This is a genomic window from Streptomyces sp. NPDC127097 (assembly GCF_042724075.1).
In the GTDB taxonomy this organism is placed as follows: Bacteria; Actinomycetota; Actinomycetes; order Streptomycetales; family Streptomycetaceae; genus Streptomyces.
On the sequence record NZ_JBHXFI010000001.1, the window covers coordinates 376,211 to 396,575 of the forward strand.

Sequence of the window (20,365 nt, forward strand, 5' to 3'; positions counted from 1 at the left end):
TTCGCTAGCGGAGTGTCACTCGCCCGAGAGCAGCGCGACCGGGTCGAGGGTGTCGTCGCCCTTGGACCAGTTGCAGGGGCACAGCTCGTCGGTCTGGAGCGCGTCGAGGACCCGCAGGACCTCCTTGGGGTTCCGGCCGACGGAGCCGGCGGTCACCATGGTGAACTGGATCTCGTTGTTCTGGTCGACGATGAAGACGGCGCGCTGCGCGAAGCCGTCCTCGCCCTCGATGCCCAGGTCGCGCATGAGCTCGTGCTTCGAGTCGGCGAGCATCGGGAAGGGCAGGTCGGTCAGGTCCGGGTGGTCCTTGCGCCAGGCGTGGTGCACGAACTCGGAGTCGCCGGAGAAGCCGAGAACCTGGGCGTCACGGTCGGCGAACTCGTCGTTCAGCTTGCCGAAGGCGGCGATCTCGGTCGGGCACACGAAGGTGAAGTCCTTGGGCCACGCGAAGACGATCTTCCACTTGCCCTCGTAGGTCTTGTGGTTGATCTGCTCGAACTCCTGGCCCTTTTCCAGCGAAACGCAGGCGGTCAGGTCGAACTCGGGGAACTTGTCACCGACAGTGAGCACGTACTCTCCTTGTTGCGCAGAAAGTCCCTTTTGAGGACTTTCCTTGAGGCTTGGACGGGTTACACAGTGGCACAGCAGCCATTGATCAGGGAAATAGCTAGACTGGTTGCTGTTGATCGGAGGTGGTTATCAGTGGCGTCACCGGCACACCTGGGCGGCCGGCCCCGCCAGCCCAGCCTGGCCCAGCTGCGCGCGTTCGCGGCGGTGGCCGAGCATCTGCATTTCCGCGAGGCGGCGGCCGAGATCGGGATGAGCCAGCCCGCGCTGTCCGGGGCGGTCTCCGCGCTGGAGGAGACCCTCGGAGTGCAGCTGCTGGAGCGTACGACGCGCAAGGTGCTGCTGTCGCCCGCGGGGGAGCGGGTGGCCGCGCGGGCCCGTGCGGTCCTGGAGGCCGTCGGCGATCTGATGGAGGAGGCGGAGGCGGCCCGCGCGCCCTTCACGGGCGTACTGCGGCTCGGTGTCATCCCGACCGTCGCCCCGTATCTGCTGCCGGCCGTGCTGCGGCTGGTCCATGAGACCTACCCCGACCTGGATCTCCAGGTACACGAGGAACAGACCGCCTCCCTCCTGGACGGCCTGGCCCATGGCCGCCTCGACCTGCTGCTGCTCGCGGTCCCCCTCGGCGTCCCCCAGGTCGCCGAACTCCCGCTCTTCGACGAGGACTTCGTCCTGGTCGCGCCCAAGGAGCACTGGCTCGGCGGCCGCGGCGACATCCCGCGCCAGGCCCTCCAGGAACTGGATCTGCTGCTGCTCGACGAGGGGCACTGCCTGCGGGACCAGGCCCTGGACATCTGCCGCGAGGCCGGCCGCGACGAGAACACTCCGGTGACGACCAGCGCCGCGGGCCTGTCCACCCTCGTCCAGCTGGTCGCCGGCGGACTCGGCGTCACCCTCCTGCCCCGCACCGCCCTCCGCGTCGAGACCGGCCGCAACGACCAGCTCACCACCGGCTACTTCGCGGACCCCGCCCCCTCCCGGAGGATCGCGCTGGCCATGCGCACCGGCGCCGCCCGCCACCAGGAATTCGAGGAGTTCGCGGAGGCGCTGCGCGGGGCGTTGCGGGGGCTGCCGGTGCGGATCGTGAAGGAGTGAGGGGCAGGGGCGGGCGACGCCGAGGACCGCTGCCCCGCCGAGAGCGTCGCCGGGGCCGCTACGCCGCGCCCGCCCGCGTATACGTCAGGAAGGCCGCGCCGCTCTGGAGGACGGTGTGTTCGGTCAGCTGCCAGGTGCGGGGGTCGAAGGCGGTGTCCCGGGAGAAGAGCGGGATGCCGCTGCCGAGGGTGAGCGGGCTGAGTTTGACGATCAGCTGGTCGATCTCCGGGTAGAGCGCGCCGGCGAGGGTGCTGCCGCCCAGCAGCCAGATGTCCTTGCCGTCCGCGGCCTTGAGCTCGCGTACCTTCGCCACCGGGTCGGTGGCGACCAGCTCCACCGCCGGGTCCGGGCTCTGCGTCAGGGTTCGGGAGAAGACCAGGTGCCGCAGATGGGGGTAGGCGTCGGTGATCCCGGCCCGCAGGCCGATGTCGTAGGTGCGGCGCCCTTCCAGGACGGTGTCGAAGCGGGTGCCCTCACCGGTGAGGCCGAACGCCGACCGGGCCTGGACGGGCAGTACCTCCGGGAGTTCGGCGGCCAGGTGCTTGACGTAGTCGTCGGCGATCGGCCAGAAGCCGTCCGGACCGGTGGGGTCCGCGCCGTCAGGACCCGCGAGGAAACCGTCGAGAGTGGAAGCGATGCAGTAGACAAGCCGACGCATAAAGGGCCCCCCTTGGGCAGTTGATGTGCACTGCTGCGCCGGAATGATCTCGCAGATTCACTCCGTCCGCAGGCCGTCCGGGCGCATCAGGCGCCACAACGGCGGCAGGCTCAGCGCCGTCACGAAGAGGATCACGCCGCCGCCGATGCCGGTCATCCCCGCCACCACCGGGATGTCCACCGTCACCCTGCTGTCGATCATCGTCAGCAGCAGCGCGCCCAGCGCCAGGCCGCAGCCCAGAGCCAGGCCCAGGCCGAGGACGACCGGGAGGGCGGTCTGCCAGAGCACCGACCAGCCCAGGGTGCTGCGGCGGGTGCCGTAGGCGTCGAGGGTGGACAGCACACGGCGGCGCTCGTGGAGCTGTTCGACGGTGGAGATGATCAGGCCCGAGCCGATCAGCAGCAGGGTGATGACGGCGCCGGCGAACAGGCCGTTGCGGACGCTGGAGTACTGCGCGTCATGGGGATTGTCGACCGAGGAGAGCTCGGCCATCGTCGGGTCGATCCGGGCCGCGGTGTTGCGGATGTGCTCCACCGCGTCCGGGGTGTCACGGTCGAAGTCGACCTGGTAATCCGCGCTGGGGTACCGGAAGCGGCTGATGTCGACCGCGGCGGGGGTGGCCAGCAGGTCGTAGCGGACGCGTTCGGGGGCGCGGCCGGGGTCCCGCAGCCGGGCCTCGCGGGCCGCCGTGGGGACCTTCCAGGGGTGCGGCCGCGCCGGATCGCTCTTCTCGTACGGGGGGTTGAGATCGAGGGTCGCGCCGGGCCCGAGGGTGTGGCCGCGGGCGCCGGTGAGGAAGACCTCGCCGTCCCGGCAGGAGTCCAGCCGGGCCAGGGTGCGCAGCTCGGCGCAGCTGCCGATGGCGATCGTCGCGAAGCGGTCGGTGGACCGGGGCTGCCCGGGGGTGGGCAGCAGGTCGGCGTTGGCGCCGATCGTGCCGCGGGCCGCCGTCACCCCGGGGGTGGCGCGCAGCGCGGTGAGCGCCCGCTGGACCTGCGGCCAGTCACGGGCGTTGCCCCACAGACCGATCCGCGGCAGCTTGCCGGACTCGGCGTACGCCTGGCTGAAACCGGACTGCATACCGGTCAGCAGCATATGGATCGCGAGGGCGCCGGCCACCGCGACGGTGATGCCGCTGACCGCGCGGGTGGCCGAGCCGCTGTTCAACTGGAGCCGCCGGACGGCCAGTTGCCAGGAGACCGGCCCGCCGTGCAGCCGGCCGACCACCGCGTCGACCAGCCAGGGCAGCAGCGCGGTGACGCCGAGCAGCAGCAGCAGCGCACCGGCCGCGAGCCGGAGGGTGTTGAACGGGGTGTCCCGCCACGGGGTTTCCCGGGCCAGTGGCACCAGCAGCAGGGCGCCCACGGCGGGCAGCGCCAGACGCCACCACAGCCGGCGGCGGACCGGCGGGCGGTGGCGGACGATGCCCAGCGGCTCGACGGTGACCCCGCGCTGCGCGAACAGCGTCACCGCCACCGCCGCCGTCGGTACGAGCACGGCGATCAGTGCCACGGCGAGCGGTCCGGGGGCCACGTCCGAGGGGAAGACATTGATGTCCCACAGCGTGATCACCGAAGCGAACTGCCGGCCGCCCAGGAACAGCGCCCCGCCCGCCACCAGCCCCAGCAGCGAGCCGAACAGCGCCTCCCCCGAGGCGATCCGGCGGGTCGTGGGAACATCGGCGCCCACCAGCCGGAGCGCGGCCAGCCGCCGCTCCCGGCGCTCGTTGCCGAACCGTACGGAGGTGCCGATGAAGACCAGCACCGGCGTCATCAGCGCCACACACGTCATGATCACCAGGACCACGGCGGGCGCCCGCATCGGCGCCGGGCGCCAGTTCTTGCCGAAGTGGTCGATGCGATAGCTCTCGGCTGCGGCGAGGCCGGTGCTCTGGGCGAAGTAGGTGAGTTCCCGCGGGCCGCTCAGCCCCTCGTCGCCGATGGTGCCGGCCACCCGGTAGTCCAGCCGGTCGCGCAGCAGCGCGCCTTCGGGGGAGTCCAGGAGTTCCTTGAGCGCGGGGGAGACCAGCATCCGGCCGGGGCCGGGGAGGTGGCGGATGCCGGGCGGCACCGGCGGATGCGCGCCGTCCGGGCACACCACGCGGCCACGGACCGGCATCCCGTGGAAGACGGTGTCGGTCGAGGTGTAGCGCACGGTGTCGTCGGCGCGCGGCGGCTCGTGCAGCTGGCCCAGGTTCTCGCGGGCCTTCTCCCGGCCGTGCCAGGCGTCCATCAGGCTCGGCACGGACGACCCGAGCAGCAGGACGGCCACGCCCAGGGCGACCCCGGCGGCCGTCAGCGCCGTACGGATCCAGCCCTCGCGGCCGCCGCCGGCCGCGAACCGCATCCCCATCGCGAGGTCCCGGGCCCAGGCGCCGGGGCCGGTGCGCGGGGACGCGGGCGGGCCGGGCGCGCGGTCGTCGCCGTGACCGCCGTCGCGCACGGCCCGCGAGCGCAGCAGGCTCATATCAAGCCCGCCGGCGTGTCCTTCACTTTGCCGTCGCGGACGACGATCTCCCGGTCGGAGTAGGCGGCGACCCGGGCCTCGTGGGTGACCAGGACCACCGCGGCATTGCTCTCCCGGGCGGCGTTGGTCAGCAGGTTCAGCACCCGCTCGCCGTTGAGGGAGTCCAGCGCGCCGGTGGGCTCGTCGGCGAAGATGACCCGCGGCCGGGTGGCGAGGGCGCGGGCGACCGCGATCCGCTGGCCCTGGCCGCCGGATATCTCCCCGGGCCGCTTGCCCCGGACGTCGTCGACCTCCAGCCGCTCCAGCCACGCGCGGGCCTGCCGCTCGGCCTCCTTGCGCGTGGTGCCGTTCAGCCGCAGCGGCAGCGCCACGTTCTCCAGCGCGGTCAACTCCGGCACCAGCTGGCCGAATTGGAAGACGAAGCCGAAGTCGCTGCGGCGCAGGGCGCTGCGCTGGGCGTCGCTGAGGCCGGTCAGGGTGTGCGGGCCGTAGCGGACCGTACCGGCGTCCGGGCTGATGATCCCGGCCAGGCAGTGCAGCAGGGTCGATTTGCCGGAGCCGGACGGCCCCATGACGGCGACGACCTCACCGGGGTGGACGGAGAACTCCACGCCGTCCAGCGCCGGCGTCGCCCCGTAGGACTTGCACAGCCCCTCCGCCGCGAGCAGGGAGCCCTCCGGCGTCACGGGCGGACCGCTTCCGCCAGCTTGTCCAGCCGTGCGGCGGTCAGCTCCAGCCAGCGCAGATCGGCTTCGAGATGGAACAGCGCATGGTCACAGATCAGCTGGTCGGCGAGGTCGCCGCTGCGCTTGCGCTCGGTCAGTCCGCGCATCAGCCGCAGATGCTCGGCGCGCTGGCTGTCGAGCAGTTCGACGGCGTTCCGGCCGGTCAGCAGCGCCAGGACGACCTTCGTGTAGAGCGTCGACTGGAGATACGGCTCGGGCTTCTCCGGCCGGGCCAGCCACTGCGCGACATCGGTGACCCCGGCGTCCGTGATGGCGTACCGCTTCCGCTCCGGCCCGGCCCCGGCCTCCACGGCGTCCACCTCGACCAGCCCGTTCTTCAGCAGCCGGGACATCGTGGAGTAGACCTGCCCGTAGTGCAGCGGACGGTCCTGCCCGAAGTGCTCGTCGAAGGTCCGCTTGAGGTCGTACCCATGGCGCGGACCGGACTCCAGAAGGCCCAGCAGCGTATGACCGATTGACATGGCGATCACCTTACTCGGGGGGTGTGCCGGGGGTGTATACATGCGGCGTATAGCACCTCCTCAGCCCTCTTCCGGCTCCTTGGGCGGCCGCCCCCGTCGTGGTATCGCCCCCGCGTCCTTCGGCAGCCGGCCGGCCTCCGCCAGGGCCTTGCGCAGCAGGAACTCGATCTGGGCGTTGGCGCTGCGGAGTTCGTCGCCGGCCCAGCGGGCCAGCGCGTCGTGGATCAACGGGTCCAGCCGCAGCAGCACCTGCTTGCGCTGCTGCGGCCGTCGCGCGGGGGTCCGCCCGCCCTCGGCGCCGGATCCCTCGGGGGTGTCGGCACTCATGCCGAAGCCTCGCTTCGCTCGGCCTCGCACTCGCTCGGCGCGCACCTTTCGATGGTTCGCTCGCTGCGCTCGCTCACTGGTAGAGCGAGCCCGTGTTCAGGACCGGTTGGGCGGCCCGGTCGCCGCACAGCACGACCATCAGATTGCTCACCATCGCTGCCTTGCGCTCCTCGTCCAGCTCGACGATGCCCTGTTCGCTGATCCGTACCAGTGCCTGCTCGACCATGCCGACGGCGCCCTCGACGATCTGCTGGCGGGCCGCGACCACCGCACCGGCCTGCTGGCGCTGGAGCATCGCGGAGGCGATCTCGGGCGCGTAGGCGAGGTGGCTGAAGCGGGACTCGATGATCCGTACGCCGGCGGCCTGGACCCGGGCGGTCAGCTCCAGGGCCAGCTTCTCGGTGATCTCCTCGGCGTTGCCGCGCAGCGACAGGGCGTCCTCGTCGTGGGCGTCATAGGGGTACTCGATCGCGATGTGCCGGACGGCCGCCTCGGTCTGGGTGGCGACGAACTCCAGGAAGTCGTCGACCTCGAAGAGCGCCTGGGCGGTGTCCTCGACCTGCCAGACCACGATCGAGGCCAGCTCGATGGGGTTGCCGTAGGCGTCGTTCACCTTCAGGACGGCGGTCTCGTGGTTGCGCACCCGGGTGGAGATCTTCCGTGCGCTGGTGAGCGGGTTGACCCAGCGCAGCCCGTCGGTGCGGATGGTGCCGACGTAGCGCCCGAAGAGCTGGATCACGCGGGCCTCGCCGGGCGCGACCATCTTCACGCCGGTCATGCAGAAGAAGGAGGTGAGCAGCAGCAGGACACCGCCGATGATCAGCGGCACGCCGGTCGCCTTGTTGCCGCCGTCGCCGAGTATGCCGCCGCTGATGATCGCGACGATGCCCAGCGCGACCCCGAGCACGGTCAGCAGCAGGGCCAGGCCGCCGCCGATGCTGTGCGCCGGGACCTCGCGGACCTGTGGTCTGGGCATCTCGGGGGCGTCGACGGTGAGGTCGTCGCCGGGGCCGCCGGTGCGGTCGGCCGGTGTCTGGTCGGACATGGGGTCCCCGTTTCTCCAGGTGCGACGGGTGATGTCCGCCGCATTTGGTGATGTCGCTGGTCTAGCAAAGTGATAGCACTTTAGCGCTCGCCGAGCCGCGGCGTCCAGTACTGCGCGGGGGCTCTCCGGAGGCAAGGCACCAGGTGAGAGCGGGGCGACGCGCAAAACCCACCCCATGGTTCCGTCGTGGCGGGTGCTGTTTGTCACGTCAGGAAAAGCCTGTATCGATGAGTATTTGTTTACAGATGCGGTGTTAGCTTCAACAGCTGAGTTAGCTGGGGGCGGAACGACTGGAGTTGCTGAAGCGATGGGCCGAGCGGACGCGAGACGAGCGCGACAGGGAAGCGCTCGCCGGGCCAAGCAAGAAAAGAAGTCCGGCATACGCCGCTTCTTCACCTGGAAGAAGCTCCTCGGAGCCTTCCTCGGGGCGTGCCTGCTGGGCATCCTCGGTTTCATCGGCCTGTATCTGTACGTGGACATCCCCAAGGGCAACAGCGCTGCCAAGTTGCAGAGCAATGTCTACAAGTACGCCGATGGCAAGGTCATGGCGCGGGTCGGCCAGGTCAACCGGGAGAGCGTCCCGATCGACCGCATACCCAAGGACGTCCAGCGCACCTTCGTCGCCGCGGAGAACAAGACCTTCTACGACGACTCCGGCGTCGACCTGAAGGGCACCCTGCGCGGTGTGTTCAACACCCTGCGGGGCCAGGGCAAGCAGGGTGGCTCGACGATCACCCAGCAGTACGTCAAGAACTACTACCTGAGCCAGGAGCAGACGGTTTCCCGCAAGCTCCAGGAGATCGTCATCTCGCTCAAGGTGGACAACAAGTTCGAGAAGGACGACATCCTCGCCGGCTACATCAACACCAGCTACTACGGCCGCGGCGCCTACGGCATCCAGGCCGCCGCCCAGGCTTACTACGGCAAGGACGTCGAGAAGCTCACCGTCTCGGAGGGGGCCTACCTCGCCTCGCTGCTCCAGGCCCCGAGCCAGTACGACTGGTCCAGCGCGACCAAGGCCGGCCAGAAGCGGGTCAAGGAGCGCTGGGCGTACACCCTCGACAACATGGTCGAGATGAAGTGGCTCCCCGCGGCGGACCGGGCCAAGCAGAAGTTCGAGGTGCCCCAGGACCCCAAGCCGCTGCCCGGCGTGAGCGGCCAGACCAGCTACCTGGTCAAGCAGGCCAAGGACGAGCTCTTCGCCCAGGGCGTCGACGAGACCGAATTCGAGGCCGGCGGCTGGACCGTCACCCTCGGCATCGACAAGAAGAAGCAGCAGGCGCTGGAGAAGTCCGTCAAGCGCAAGCTCACCGACGACCTGGACCCCAAGAACCGCAAGGTCGACAGGGACGTCCAGCTCGGTGCCACCTCGGTGGACCCCAAGACGGGTCACATCGTGGCGATGTACGGCGGCGCGGGCCCTCCCAAGCACTACACGAACAACGCCACGCGCTCCGACTACCAGCCCGCCTCCACCTTCAAGCCGCTGATCCTGGCGTCGGCGATGGAGAACAACGCGGTCACCCAGGACCGCCTGCCGATCACCCCGAACACGATCTACGACGGCCGTAACCGCCGCCCGGTCGTCGGCGGCACCATCCCCTTCGCGCCGCCGAACGAGGACGAGCACCAGTACGGGAAGATCAGCGTCCAGACGGCGACCAACAACTCCGTCAACGCGGTCTTCGCGCAGATGGGCGCGGACGTCGGCCTGGAGGAGATCAAGAAGACCGCGGTCAGCCTGGGCATGGACGGCTCCAAGATCGACGCCAAGCCCGCGATGACCCTGGGCACCATGGGCGCCAGCCCGCTCCAGATGGCCGGGGCCTACGCCACGCTCGACAACCACGGCAAGAAGGTCACCCCGACCCTGGTCAAGAAGGCGTCGCACCCCGTCAACGGCGTCCAGACCGAGGTCCCGCTCAAGGACCCGATCGGCGACCAGGTCCTCAGCCGCCGCACCGCCGACACCCTCACCTCGGTCCTGACCGGCGTGGTCAACGACGGCACCGCCTCGGAGTCCGTGAAGAACACCGCGTACGAGGCGGCCGGCAAGACCGGTACCTCCGACGACAACAAGTCGGCGTGGTTCGTCGGTTACACGCCCAAGCTGGTCACCGCGGTCGGCATGTTCGGTGAGTCCCCCAAGGGCGGCGCCCAGGTCACCCTGAAGGGCACCGGTGGCGGCGGCCGGGTCAACGGCGGCGGCTACCCGGCCCGGGTCTGGGCCGACTACACGGCGTCGGCGCTGGGCGGCAGCACCGGCGCGGAGTTCGACCTCGACACCGATCTCGGTGCCGGCGTCCCGCCGACCCCCACCCCGACGCCGAGCCAGACCCCGTCGAAGAGCCCGACCCCGTCCGAGACGCCGAGCAAGACCCCGTCGCAGACGCCGTCGAGCCCGAGCACCTCGCCGTCGGAGTCCGGGAGCGGCAAGCCGTCGGACCCGGCCACCCCGACAGATCCCAGCTCCAGCCCGCCGGCCGGCGGCGTGGACGGCGGGGACACCGGCGGCAGGCCGACCGGCGGGAACGGCGGCGGCGGAGGCGGCAAAGACAGCCTGACCGACTTCAACTGACGCCGCTCCCGGCACCGCACACCGCGGCCCCGACCCTCGCCAGGGTGGGGGCCGCGGTGTGCGTGGGGGGAGGAGGCGGGCCTCAGCCCCCGTCCCCGTTCACGTGGTGGGCGATCCGGTCGCCCACGTTCTTGTCGATGTTGCGCCAGTACTGGACCGCGCGGTCCAGCACGGGACGGCTGACGCCGTTGCGGAGATGACCGGAGACATTGCTGACCAGCCGGTCGCGGGCGGCGTCGTCGAGGACCTGGCGGACCATCGTGCCCGGCTGGCCGAAGTCGTCGTCGTCCCGGCGCAGCGTGTACGCCTCGCGGACCATCTCGCCACCGGTCTCCCAGCCCGCGGGCTCCCCGTAGCGCCGGGTGTCCGCCGTCGGGCCGCCGTAGCTGTTCGGGGCGTAGGGCCGGGCCGCGCGGGACGGCTCGTACCGCATCGGGCCGTCCTTCGCGTACGAGTGGACGGGCACCCGCGGCCGGTTGGGCGGCAGCTGGGCGTAGTTGGGGCCGATGCGGTACCGGTGGGTGTCCGCGTAGGAGAACAGCCGGCCCAGCAGCATCTTGTCGGGCGAGGGGCCGACACCCGGCACCATGTTGGACGGCTCGAACGCCGCCTGCTCGATGTGGATGAAGTAGTCCTCGGGGTTCCGGTTGAGCGTCATCCGCCCGACCTCGATCAGCGGGTAGTCGCCGTGCGGCCACACCTTGGTCAGATCGAACGGGTTGAACCGGTAGTCCGGGGCGTCCGCGAACGGCATGACCTGCACATACAGCGTCCACGACGGGACGTTCCCGCCGTCGATGGCCTCGAAGAGATCGCGCCGGTGGTAGTCGCCGTCCTCGCCGGCGATCCGGTCCGCGTCCTCCTGGGTGAGGAAGTCGATGCCCTGGTCGGTCTTGAAGTGGTACTTGATCCAGAACTTCTCGCCACCGGCGTTGACCCACATATAGGTGTGCGAGCCGTAGCCGTTCATGTGGCGGTAGGTCTTGGGGATACCGCGGTCGCCCATCAGCCAGGTCACCTGATGCGCCGACTCCGGCGAGAGCGTCCAGAAGTCCCACTGCATGTCGTTGTCGCGCATCCCGTTGTCCGGGCGGCGCTTCTGCGAGCGGATGAAGTCCTGGAACTTGATCGTGTCACGGACGAAGAAGACCGGGGTGTTGTTCCCGACCAGGTCGTAGTTGCCGTCCTGGGTGTAGAACTTCAGCGCGAAACCACGGGGGTCGCGCCAGGTGTCGGGGGAGCCCTGCTCACCCGCGACGGTCGAGAAGCGGGCCAGCATCTCGGTGGTCTTGCCCGGCTGGAAGAGATCCGCCTTGGTGAACTGGCTGACGTCGTTGGTGACCTGGAAGAAGCCGTACGCGCCGGCGCCCTTGGCATGCACCACCCGCTCGGGGACCCGTTCGCGGTTGAACTGGGCCATCTTCTCGATGAGGTAGTGATCCTGGAGCAGGATGGGGCCGTCGGGACTCACGGTGAGTGAGTGCTCGTCGCTCTCCACCGGGATGCCGGCGTTGTTCGTGGTGCGCGGGTCGTGGGGCGCGGTGCTGGTCATGGAGGAGTGCCTCCTGTCTCGACGGCGGGGAGCCGGGAGCGGGCAGGCCCGAATTGGGGCAGCCGGTCCCTTACGTCCACCCAAGCAGTCAACTCCCCGGACTGCCTGTCGGCAAGAGTTGGACCCCGTCCGGTCTCAGACGGGGTCCAATATGTGGGACGCGGCCGGGCGCCCGGCAGACCTCAGCGGCGCGGCGTCCCCGGCGGCATCGACAGCTCGAACCAGACGACCTTGCCCATGCTCAGCCGGGTCGCGCCCCAGCGCCGCGCCATCCGGTTCACGAGGTAGAGCCCCCGCCCGCCCTCGTCCGACGGCCGGGCCTGCCGCAGCCGCGGCAGCTGCGGAACATCGTCCCCGACCTCGCAGCGCAGCACGTCCGTGCGCAGCAACCGCAGCGTGATCGGCCGCTCCGCGTACCGCACCGCATTCGTCACCACCTCGCTGACCAGCAGCTCCAACTGGTCGGTCAGCTCGTCCAGGCCCCAGCGGGCCAGCGCCCGCCGGGCCAGCCGACGGGCCTGGCCGGCGGTCTGCGCCTTCGGGTCCAGGTACCAGTAGGCGACATCGCTGGGCGCGATCCCGTCGAACCGGGCCGCCAGCAGCGCGATGTCGTCATCGCGGTCGCCGGGGCCCAGCATGTCCAGCACCTCGTCGCACATCGGCTCCAGCGGCGGCGGGTTGGGACCCGTCAGCCGGGCCGTCTCGGCCAGCCGCTCCCGCAGCTGCTCGATCCCGGTCCACACGTCCCGGATCCGCGACTCGACCAGGCCGTCCGTGTAGAGGACCAGCGTGGCGCCCGCCGGTGCGTCCAGCTCCACCGCCTCGAAGTCCACCCCGCCGACGCCGATCGGCGCGCCCGACGGCACCCGCAGCACCTCGGCACGCCCGCCGCGGTGCAGCATCACCGGCGGCGGATGGCCCGCGTTGGCGATGGTGATCCGGTGCGCGACCGGGTCGTAGACCGCGTACATGCAGGTCGCCATCCGGTCCGTGCCCAGCCGCTGGGCCTGCTCGTCGAGGTGGTGCAGCACCTCCTGCGGCGGCAGGTCCAGCCCGGCCAGCGTCTGGGCCGTGGTCCGCAGCTGGCCCATGATCGCGGCCGAGGTCATCGAGTGCCCCATGACATCGCCGACGACCAGCGCGACCCGGCTCCCGGGCAGCGGGATCGCGTCGTACCAGTCGCCGCCGACCCGGGCCGTCTCGGCGGCCGGCAGATAGCGGCTGGCCAGCCGGACGCCGGTCGGCTGCGGCAGCGAGTCCGGCAGCATCGTGCGCTGGAGCGCGTCGGCGATGTACGCCTCGCGGCCGTAGAGCACCGCCTTGTCCACACCCAGCGCGGTGTGCGTCGCCAGCTGCGCCGCCACCAGCAGATCGTCCGGCTCGAACGCCGGCCGGTCCGGACGGCGCAGGAACACCGCCGCACCGATCACCCGGCGGCGGCCGCGCAGCGGCGCCAGGATCACCCGGTGGCCACTGGGCAGCCGCGGATCCGGCCCCAGCAGCTCGGGCAGCGCCGTACGCGCCGCCTGGGCCTCGCCGAACAGCGGACGTACGCCCCGCAGCACCTCGGCCAGCGGACCGCCGGGCTCCACCTCGGCCAGCTCCGCCGCGCTGCCGCCCATCGCCGGGCCCAGATCGGGCTGTGCGGGCAGCATCGGCAGCCGGCCGCCGTTGGTGTCCGGCTCCTCCGGGATCCGGTCGGTACGGCGCAGCCGCAGCACCACCGGACCGGTCGGCCGCTCATCGCCCACCGGCAGCGGATCGCGCAGATAGACCAGGATGGCGTCGGCGAACGTCGGTACCGTCGCCCGGCACAGCCCGAGCACGATCTCGTCGAGGTCGATGCCCCGGGCGATCCGCCGGGTCGCCGCCCCGATGAAGCGCAGCCGGTCCCCGCCGGCCTGCCGGGCCGCGGCCACCTCACCGCTCTCGCCCGGATGTGCCGAGCGGGCCGGGGGAGTGGGCAGCGGGCCCGGCGGCGGGCCGGCCGGTGCGGGCACCTGCTCCCCGGTGGCCTCCCCGGCCGCCGGCCGTGACACCGCACCGTGCGGGGCATCCGAGGCCGCCGACCGTCCGCCGTGCGGCGCCTGCTCCGGCACCGACCCGCCCGGGTCACCGCCGCGCGGCCGCGACCGCCCGGCGCCGGACGGACCGCCGCCCTCGCGCGGGCGCCCCACTCCCTCACCGCCGTGGTGCGGGCGGTGCCCGCGGCGCGGCTCCTCACCCGGCTCGGGCGCCTCGGCGCGGCCCACCGCGCCCTGCGCCACCCGCCGTCCGGCCCGGGCCGTCTCCCGGTCCGCCCCCTCCGGCCGTCCGCTCGCAGGCATGGACACCTCCCCGTACGAGTCGCCGTACGCCTCCCCATACGGGACCGAGGCGTCGCATGCGGCGGGATGGCCGCCGCGGTGCGTGGCGGAGTGCTCGGTGGCACGCCCGCCGGAGTGCCCGGCGGCGGCGCTGTCCGCGTCCGCCGACGGGTCCCGCCGCGCCGCGCCGTGGTCCGCGGCCGGCTCGCCGTCGTCACGGCCGGCCGGCGGGCCCGCCGAGGCCGTGACGGTGACACCGGCGAGACCTATGTCGTCACCGCCGCGCACCGCGAAACCGGTGCCGGGCGCCGGCACGCAGCCGGTCGTGCCGGGCTGCTGGAGGGCGCTGCGCGGGTCGGGGACCGCGCCGAGCGGCGCCGTCCCGGCCGGCCCCCGGGCAGGGGACAGCGAGGACGCGGCGGTCGGTGCCGACTGCCGCGATTCGTGGGAGGTGGGGTGCTCCGTCACGCGTGGGATTCCATCCGTCCGGGGCTGCGCGCCCGACGCGCCGCGTTCCGAGCGGGCCGTCCGTGCGGCCGCGCCCGACGCGCTGCGTCTCAAGCGCGTCGCAGGTGCAGAAAGAGCTGGATCTCGGGTGGTACGTCCGTACTTGACGGGGCGTATGCGTAGGCATCTTCCCCGACGACGTCGAAACCCGCGTCGTGCACGACCCGGCGCAGGTCGTCCCGCAGGTAACCCGATACCCGGATCGAGTTGCCCAGGAACGGAATCGTGAAGTCGTCCACATCCGCCTCGACCATCGACAGGGCGAGCAGCCCCTCAGGACGTAGCAGATCATGGAGCATGCCCAATGCGTAAGGGATTTCGGCACGGGGCAGCATCAGGAGGGAGAAAAAAGCGGCAATACCGTCGAAGGAGCCCGGTCCGCCGAGCCGGCCGCCGCGCAGATCGGCGATGTCCAGCCGGTGGAAGTCGGCAGCGGGGACGTTCTGCCGGGCCAGTTTGATCATCGAGGGGGAGAGATCGATACCCACCACGCGGTGCCCGGCGTCCGAGAGCTGATGGGCGCTCGGCAGGCCGGTACCGCATCCGAGGTCCAGGATGCGCGAGCCGGCCGGCAGGGTGTCGGCCAGCCAGGCACCCGAAGCGAGCTGGCCCTCCTTGTGTGGAAAGGCGTCGTCATACCGGTCGCCGATCGCGTCGAACGCCTCGGCCTGGCCGGCCCGGTCCAGTGCTAACCGGTTCAGCCCCTCATATCCGTCGTAGCTAGTCGCGCTCACGACCTCGCCCCTCCTGCGACCGCGGTCAAGTTCGTTTTCCAGTTCTGGAGTTGCGCCTGTGCAGTCTTGCGGAGGACGATCCTACGTTTGAAGGCCCGGGGCGCAGCAAGGGGGCTCGGCCCCGTCTCCCGCCCCGCGGGAAACAGCTTTGCCCATAGGCGCACCTTTCCACGGTTCGCCCTCTTCACTCACGTCGTTTCACTTCACTCCCTCACGACCGCAAACGCTCCGGTGCGCGGTCCCAGTCCGCCGGGAGCCGGGGAACACCCCAGGCCGGGTCGGGCCGCCAGTCCTCCCAGCCGTCGGCGTACGGCGCGCGCCAGGCCGAGATCTGTGCGATCGCGGCCCGGCCCGCCGACCGGACCTCGGCGGCCTGGGCGTCCGTCATCAGCCCGTCCCGCTGCGCCTGGGCGAACTCGTCCTCGTCCCGCCACTCCCAGTGCCGGTCCGGAAAGACACAGATGTCGAGAAAGTGGTCCTCGGAGTCAATGCCGTCCGCCCAACGGCGGCGCGGCTCCTCCAGATTGACGTACCAGTTCTTGAACTGCCAGCCGCGCTCCCAGAACAGCCACACCGACCACGGGTCGCCGGGCCGGGCCAGCTTCAGCACGCCGGTGCCGAACCAGTGGTCCCGGGCGGTGCGGCGCGGTTTGGTGTAGCGGGTGGACAGCGGCTCGCGGTGGACCGGTGTGCCGTCGGCGAGCACCGGCTTGATGCAGGCGGTGCCGGGCGCCATCCACACCGCCAGCAGCTCATCGGTGTCCTGGACAACGGTCATCGGCCGGCAGATGTGGAACCGCCCGGCATCGGCGTTGTCGCGATAGCGCCAGAGGATGTGGTCCCCCGGCGCCCAGCGCGCCCCGTCCGCCGCCCGCCTCGCCCCGGCCGCCCCGCGACCGCCGGCCGCCTCGCCTTCCGTCGTGTCCACCATGTCCGCTGTCATGCGCAGATCTTAGAGGCGCGGCCCGGAGCGCGCCGTGACGTGAGCCGCACCGGGCGTAACGAACGCGCTATCCTGCGCCGTGCCGTTTTACGGGCGCGTCATCCGCAGCACGTCCAGCGCCTCGTCCAGCTGCTCCTCGGTCAGCAGCGCCCGCTCGACATAGCCGCCCTCCAGGACCACCTCACGAATGGTCTTCCGCTCGGCGAGCGACTTCTTGGCGACCTTCGCCGCTTCCTCGTACCCGAGGTACTTGTTGAGCGGCGTGACGACCGAGGGCGACGACTCGGCGTACTCCCGGGCCCGATCCACGTTCGCGGTGATCCCGTCGACCGTACGGTCCGCCAGCAGCCGCGAGACATTGGCGAGCAGCCGCACCGACTCCAGCACATTCTTCGCGATCACCGGCAGCATCACATTCAGCTCGAAGTTGCCGGCTGCCCCGGCCGCCGCCACCGTCGCGTCATTGCCGGTGACCTGCGCCGCCACCATCAGCACCGCCTCCGGGATCACCGGGTTGACCTTCCCCGGCATGATCGACGAACCCGGCTGGAGATCCGGCAGCGCGATCTCGGCGAGCCCGGTCCGCGGCCCCGAGGCCATCCACCGCAGATCGTTGGCGATCTTCGTCAGCCCGACCCCGATCGTCCGCAGCTGCCCACTGGTCTCGACGATCGCGTCCCGGGCCCCCTGCGCCTCGAAGTGATTGCGCGCCTCGGTCAGCGGCAGCCCGGTCGCCCGCGCCACCTCGGCGATCACCGCGGCCGAGAATCCGTGCGGGGTGTTGATGCCCGTCCCCACCGCCGTGCCGCCCAGCGGGAGTTCCGCCAGCCGCGGCAACGAGGCCCGCAGCCGCTCGACGCCGTAGCGCACCTGGGCGGCATAGCCGCCGAACTCCTGACCCAGTGTCACCGGGGTCGCGTCCATCAGATGCGTCCGGCCCGACTTCACGACCTCGGCGAACTCCTCGGCCTTCCGCTCCAGCGCCTCCGCCAGATGCTCCAGCGCCGGAATCAGGTCGTTGAGGACCGCCGAGGTCGCCGCGATGTGGATCGACGACGGGAAGACGTCGTTGGACGACTGGCTGGCGTTGACATGGTCGTTCGGATGCACCTCCCGGCCCAGCCGCTCACCCGCCAGCGTCGCGATGACCTCATTGGTGTTCATGTTCGATGACGTGCCGGACCCCGTCTGGAACACGTCGATGGGGAAGTGCTCGTCCCACCGCCCCTCGGCGACCTCGGCGGCGGCCTCCTGAACGGCCTCCGCGATCTCCTTGTCCAGCACCCCCAGCTCGCCGTTGACCAGGGCGGCCGCCCCCTTGATCCGGGCCAGCGCCGCGATGTGCGCCCGCTCCAGCCGCTGCCCGGAAATGGGGAAGTTCGCCACCGCCCGCTGTGTCTGCGCCCGCCATTTGGCATGCGCCGGGACCCGCACCTCACCCATGGAGTCGTGCTCGGTCCGGAAGTCGTCGGAGTCGCCGAATGCGCTGTTGTCACTCATACCTATGTCAGTGCCCGGAAACGGCGGTCTGTTCCCGGGCGCGGCCGTAAGTCACCTGCCTGCGGGGCGCCCGCGGCCGCCGGCCCACGGCGGGATCCGGGTGCCGCCGCGATGGGCCGGCCCGAACGCCCCGTCCGGACAACCGCCTTGAGCGACTGCTCAAAACCCTCTACGCTGCGTTTTGAGCAGTCGCTCAAACGTCTGGGGTGGAGGCAGCCGCATGGGGTTGTACGTGGAGGCGCGCATCCGCGCCGGGCTCGACGAGGTGTGGGACCGGAGCCAGCTGCCGGACCGGCACCAGCGCTGGGACCTGAGGTTCAGCGAGATCGACTACCTGCCGTGCGCGCCGGGGGAGCCGCAGCGCTTCCGCTACGCCACCCGCGTGCTGCCACTGCTCACGGTCGACGGCACCGGCGTCTCGGCCGGTGAGCGCAACCGGCCCGACGGCACCCGGACTTCCGCCCTCCGCTTCGCCTCCGCCCATCCGCTCTCGCTCATCGAGGAGGGCCGCGGGTACTGGCGGTACATACCGGACGGCGCGGAGCTGCGCTTCCTCACCGGATACGACTACCGGCCGCGCTGGGGGCGCTTCGGCCGGCTCGCCGACCGGCTCCTCTTCCGGCCGCTCATGGGCTGGGCCACCGCCTGGTCCTTCGACCGGCTGCGGCTGTGGTGCGAGCGCGGGATCACCCCCGAGCGGTCGCTGCGCCACGCGCTCGCGGAGCTGTTCGTGCGTATCGCCGCCGTTCTCGTCACCGCGGCCCTCGCCCCCGTGGCCCCGGTGTCCCCGGTGGCCGTACTCGCCGCGACCGTACCGGCCGTGGCGGCCGCCGCGGTGCTGCTGCCGCCGTTGCCCGGCACCCCCGCCGCCCGCCGCTGTCTGCGCCGCCCGCCGGAGCGGGCCGCCGGACGCGACCGGAGCGCCGCCGCCCCGACCGCCCTCCTCGCCACCCTGGAGCAGTCATGACCTCGATCTTCCAGCGCGCCCTGGGCGCCGACTTCGACCGGCTGCACCCGCAGATCCGGCGGCGCTTCTCCGTCGGGCTCGACAGCGGTGAGGCGTGCGTCGGGCGGGGCACGATGGACCGGATCTGGCACGGCCGCAGCTTCGTCCGGCCGTTCCTGGCCCTCGGCGGCAGCCGCCACATCCTCGTCCCGCAGGCCGGCCGGGACATCCCCTTCGTCATCGAGAACGTCCCGTACACCGACTCCTTCGGCCGCGAGACCGTCACCTTCGTCCGGACCTTCTCCTTCCCGGGCCGTCCGCGCCGCCCCCGCCGCTTCGACGCCACCATGGTCTTCAGCCCCGAGCGCGGCTGCGTCGTCGACTACCTCGGCACCCACCAGCACCTCGCCACCGACCTGCACTTCACGGTCGACGACAGCGGCGCCCTGGTCATCCGCTCCGGCGAGCACCGCTTCCGGGAGGGGCCGGTCGACGTCCGGGTACCGGACCTGATCGGCGGCGACGCCGTGGTCCGCGAGTCGTACGATGACGCGGCCGGGTGCTTCCGCATTCAGGTACGGGTCGGCAACCGGCGGTTCGGCCCGCTCTTCGGCTACGAGGGGTCCTTCGACGCCGAGTTCATGAACGTCGCCGAGCGCGGGGTACGCGCCGGACTGCGGCCATTGCGCGAGGAGGCGCGGGCGTGAGCCCCGATACCCGTACGAAACTGCTCGACGGAGCGCTGCGGACGCTCACCGAGCAGGGCATCACCAAGACCTCGGCCCGCACCATCGCCGCCACCGCGGGCGTCAACCAGGCCCTGGTCTTCTACCACTTCGGCAGCGTCGACGAACTCCTCGCCGCCGCCTGCCGCCACGGCGCGGAGCAGCGCGTCGAGCACTACCGCGAACGCTTCGCCCGGGTCGGCAGCCTCACCGAACTCCTGGAACTGGGACGGGAACTGCACACCGAGGAACGCGCCGCCGGCCATGTCGCCGTCCTCGCCCAGCTCCTGGCCGGCGCCCAGACCCAGCCCCGCCTCGCCCCCGCGACCGCCGCCGGCCTCACCTCGTGGATCGAGGAGATCGAAGCCGTCCTGACCCGCGTACTGGCCGGCACCCCGATCGCCGCCTTCGTGGACGTCACCGGCCTCTCCCGGGCCCTCGCCGCCGGCTTCGTCGGCCTGGAACTGTACGAGGGCGTGGACCCGGAGGGCGCCCTGGCGGCCCTGGACGCCCTGGAGCAACTGTCCGGCCTGGTCGGCGTCCTGGAGGACCTGGGCCCGGTGGCCCAGCGGGCGGTACGGGCGCGGATACGGCGGAGCACGGGGCGGCGGGGCGCTTCGGGAAGCCGTTGAACAGGGCGCCTTGGGGATGCCTGCCGGGACGGGGGAGCCCCTGCCGTCCGCCAGGGGGAGGCGGACCACCGGGGCCGTTCAGCCAGAGACAGCGCCTACTTGCCGTCGCCTCCCTGAGGCGCGGGCTCCCGGGGAGCCTCCGGAGGCATCGGCCCTCCGTCGTGCTTCTCTCCGTCGTCCTCAGCGGTCACCAGGTCGTGGGGGTGCCGGAAGGGGACTCCGCGCCATCCTTCGGCGTCGGGCGTACGCGTGTCATAGCTGTCGACGGCGGCCATGCTCATTCACCAACCTCCTCTTTCGTGGATTTCCGGACCGGCGGGCCGTCCGGAACGGACGAACTTTTCCGATCGGCGGCCCTGCAATGCGGATGTGCCGCCAGCTCCACATTGCGATCGGACGCCGCGGAGAAGTCGCCGCTGGCTCGCGCTTCTGCGCGTTGCTTTACCAGCGCGGCACAGACGTCGCACCCCTCAGCTGGTTCGGGATCGTTAGGAGGGAGCGGCAGGTAAAAGGGCCGCACCGTTGCCGTCTTCGCGTCGCTCATCGGTGATTGCCTCCCCGGTTCGTTTGCTCGGCA

At 71.4% G+C, this 20,365-nt stretch carries 19 protein-coding genes; 5 read left to right on the forward strand and 14 right to left on the reverse strand.

Annotated features, from left to right (window positions below; translation table 11 throughout):
- Positions 1-15: 15 nt before the first annotated feature.
- The gene (locus ACFWJW_RS01740; RefSeq protein WP_042148025.1) at positions 16-570 is read right to left on the reverse strand and encodes a peroxiredoxin; all 555 of its coding nucleotides are present in this window, start codon (positions 568-570) and stop codon (positions 16-18) included.
- Positions 571-702: 132 nt separating this feature from the next.
- Here ACFWJW_RS01740 and ACFWJW_RS01745 point away from each other — a divergent pair, with 132 nt between their 5' ends.
- Positions 703-1,662, forward strand: a complete 960-nt coding sequence (locus ACFWJW_RS01745) for a LysR substrate-binding domain-containing protein (RefSeq protein WP_387233322.1) — start codon at positions 703-705, stop codon at positions 1,660-1,662.
- A 58-nt stretch (positions 1,663-1,720) separates the two neighbouring features.
- On the opposite strand, the gene ACFWJW_RS01750 is transcribed toward ACFWJW_RS01745, so the two are convergent.
- From ACFWJW_RS01750 to ACFWJW_RS01775, 6 genes are all read right to left on the reverse strand, one after another.
- On the reverse strand, positions 1,721-2,320 hold the full coding sequence (locus ACFWJW_RS01750) for a dihydrofolate reductase family protein (protein WP_387233325.1): 600 nt from the start codon (positions 2,318-2,320) through the stop codon (positions 1,721-1,723).
- A 57-nt stretch (positions 2,321-2,377) separates the two neighbouring features.
- Complete coding sequence (locus tag ACFWJW_RS01755) at positions 2,378-4,786, reverse strand: FtsX-like permease family protein (RefSeq protein ID WP_387233328.1); 2,409 nt, start codon at positions 4,784-4,786, stop codon at positions 2,378-2,380.
- Positions 4,783-5,472 (reverse strand): ABC transporter ATP-binding protein, encoded by a 690-nt coding sequence (locus ACFWJW_RS01760; protein WP_387233330.1) that lies wholly within the window; start codon positions 5,470-5,472, stop codon positions 4,783-4,785. Before ACFWJW_RS01760 ends, ACFWJW_RS01755 begins: the two co-directional genes overlap by 4 nt.
- Entirely contained in the window at positions 5,469-5,993 is a 525-nt protein-coding gene (locus ACFWJW_RS01765; RefSeq protein WP_387233333.1) for a PadR family transcriptional regulator, read from the reverse strand. The genes ACFWJW_RS01760 and ACFWJW_RS01765 overlap by 4 nt, the downstream gene beginning before the upstream one ends.
- A 60-nt stretch (positions 5,994-6,053) precedes the next feature.
- Positions 6,054-6,320: a hypothetical protein gene (locus tag ACFWJW_RS01770; protein WP_387233335.1), complete on the reverse strand. Its 267-nt coding sequence runs from the start codon at positions 6,318-6,320 to the stop codon at positions 6,054-6,056.
- A 73-nt stretch (positions 6,321-6,393) separates the two neighbouring features.
- A complete protein-coding gene (locus tag ACFWJW_RS01775; RefSeq protein ID WP_387233338.1) occupies positions 6,394-7,365 on the reverse strand; it encodes an SPFH domain-containing protein in 972 nt (323 codons plus the stop codon).
- Positions 7,366-7,672: 307 nt separating this feature from the next.
- Between ACFWJW_RS01775 and ACFWJW_RS01780 the strand changes: the two genes are divergently transcribed.
- Positions 7,673-9,943, forward strand: coding sequence for a transglycosylase domain-containing protein (locus tag ACFWJW_RS01780; RefSeq protein WP_387233340.1), 2,271 nt, complete (start codon positions 7,673-7,675; stop codon positions 9,941-9,943).
- Between the two features lie 82 nt (positions 9,944-10,025).
- Here the strand turns inward: ACFWJW_RS01780 and ACFWJW_RS01785 are convergent, their stop codons facing one another.
- From ACFWJW_RS01785 to ACFWJW_RS01805, 5 genes are all read right to left on the reverse strand, one after another.
- Entirely contained in the window at positions 10,026-11,495 is a 1,470-nt protein-coding gene (locus ACFWJW_RS01785) for a catalase (RefSeq protein ID WP_387233343.1), read from the reverse strand.
- A gap of 182 nt (positions 11,496-11,677) precedes the next feature.
- The gene (locus ACFWJW_RS01790; RefSeq protein ID WP_387233345.1) at positions 11,678-14,269 is read right to left on the reverse strand and encodes a SpoIIE family protein phosphatase; all 2,592 of its coding nucleotides are present in this window, start codon (positions 14,267-14,269) and stop codon (positions 11,678-11,680) included.
- A gap of 89 nt (positions 14,270-14,358) precedes the next feature.
- Positions 14,359-15,042, reverse strand: coding sequence for a class I SAM-dependent DNA methyltransferase (locus ACFWJW_RS01795; protein ID WP_387233347.1), 684 nt, complete (start codon positions 15,040-15,042; stop codon positions 14,359-14,361).
- Between the two features lie 211 nt (positions 15,043-15,253).
- A complete protein-coding gene (locus tag ACFWJW_RS01800) occupies positions 15,254-15,985 on the reverse strand; it encodes a DUF402 domain-containing protein (RefSeq protein ID WP_387233350.1) in 732 nt (243 codons plus the stop codon).
- An 87-nt stretch (positions 15,986-16,072) separates the two neighbouring features.
- Complete coding sequence (locus ACFWJW_RS01805; RefSeq protein WP_387233353.1) at positions 16,073-17,485, reverse strand: class II fumarate hydratase; 1,413 nt, start codon at positions 17,483-17,485, stop codon at positions 16,073-16,075.
- 220 nt (positions 17,486-17,705) lie between these two features.
- Between ACFWJW_RS01805 and ACFWJW_RS01810 the strand changes: the two genes are divergently transcribed.
- Genes ACFWJW_RS01810 through ACFWJW_RS01820 form a run of 3 tightly spaced genes read left to right on the forward strand, consistent with a single transcriptional unit; the run spans position 17,706 to position 19,788 of the window.
- Positions 17,706-18,452 (forward strand): hypothetical protein, encoded by a 747-nt coding sequence (locus tag ACFWJW_RS01810; protein ID WP_387233355.1) that lies wholly within the window; start codon positions 17,706-17,708, stop codon positions 18,450-18,452.
- Complete coding sequence (locus ACFWJW_RS01815; protein WP_387233358.1) at positions 18,449-19,138, forward strand: DUF4166 domain-containing protein; 690 nt, start codon at positions 18,449-18,451, stop codon at positions 19,136-19,138. The genes ACFWJW_RS01810 and ACFWJW_RS01815 overlap by 4 nt, the downstream gene beginning before the upstream one ends.
- Positions 19,135-19,788 (forward strand): TetR/AcrR family transcriptional regulator, encoded by a 654-nt coding sequence (locus ACFWJW_RS01820; protein WP_387233361.1) that lies wholly within the window; start codon positions 19,135-19,137, stop codon positions 19,786-19,788. The genes ACFWJW_RS01815 and ACFWJW_RS01820 overlap by 4 nt, the downstream gene beginning before the upstream one ends.
- Positions 19,789-19,883: 95 nt before the next feature.
- Here ACFWJW_RS01820 and ACFWJW_RS01825 read toward each other — a convergent pair whose 3' ends face one another.
- Together ACFWJW_RS01825 and ACFWJW_RS01830 are read right to left on the reverse strand one after the other, a co-directional pair.
- Complete coding sequence (locus ACFWJW_RS01825; protein ID WP_387233364.1) at positions 19,884-20,069, reverse strand: hypothetical protein; 186 nt, start codon at positions 20,067-20,069, stop codon at positions 19,884-19,886.
- On the reverse strand, positions 20,066-20,332 hold the full coding sequence (locus tag ACFWJW_RS01830; protein ID WP_387233366.1) for a hypothetical protein: 267 nt from the start codon (positions 20,330-20,332) through the stop codon (positions 20,066-20,068). Before ACFWJW_RS01830 ends, ACFWJW_RS01825 begins: the two co-directional genes overlap by 4 nt.
- Between the last annotated feature and the right edge of the window lie 33 nt (positions 20,333-20,365).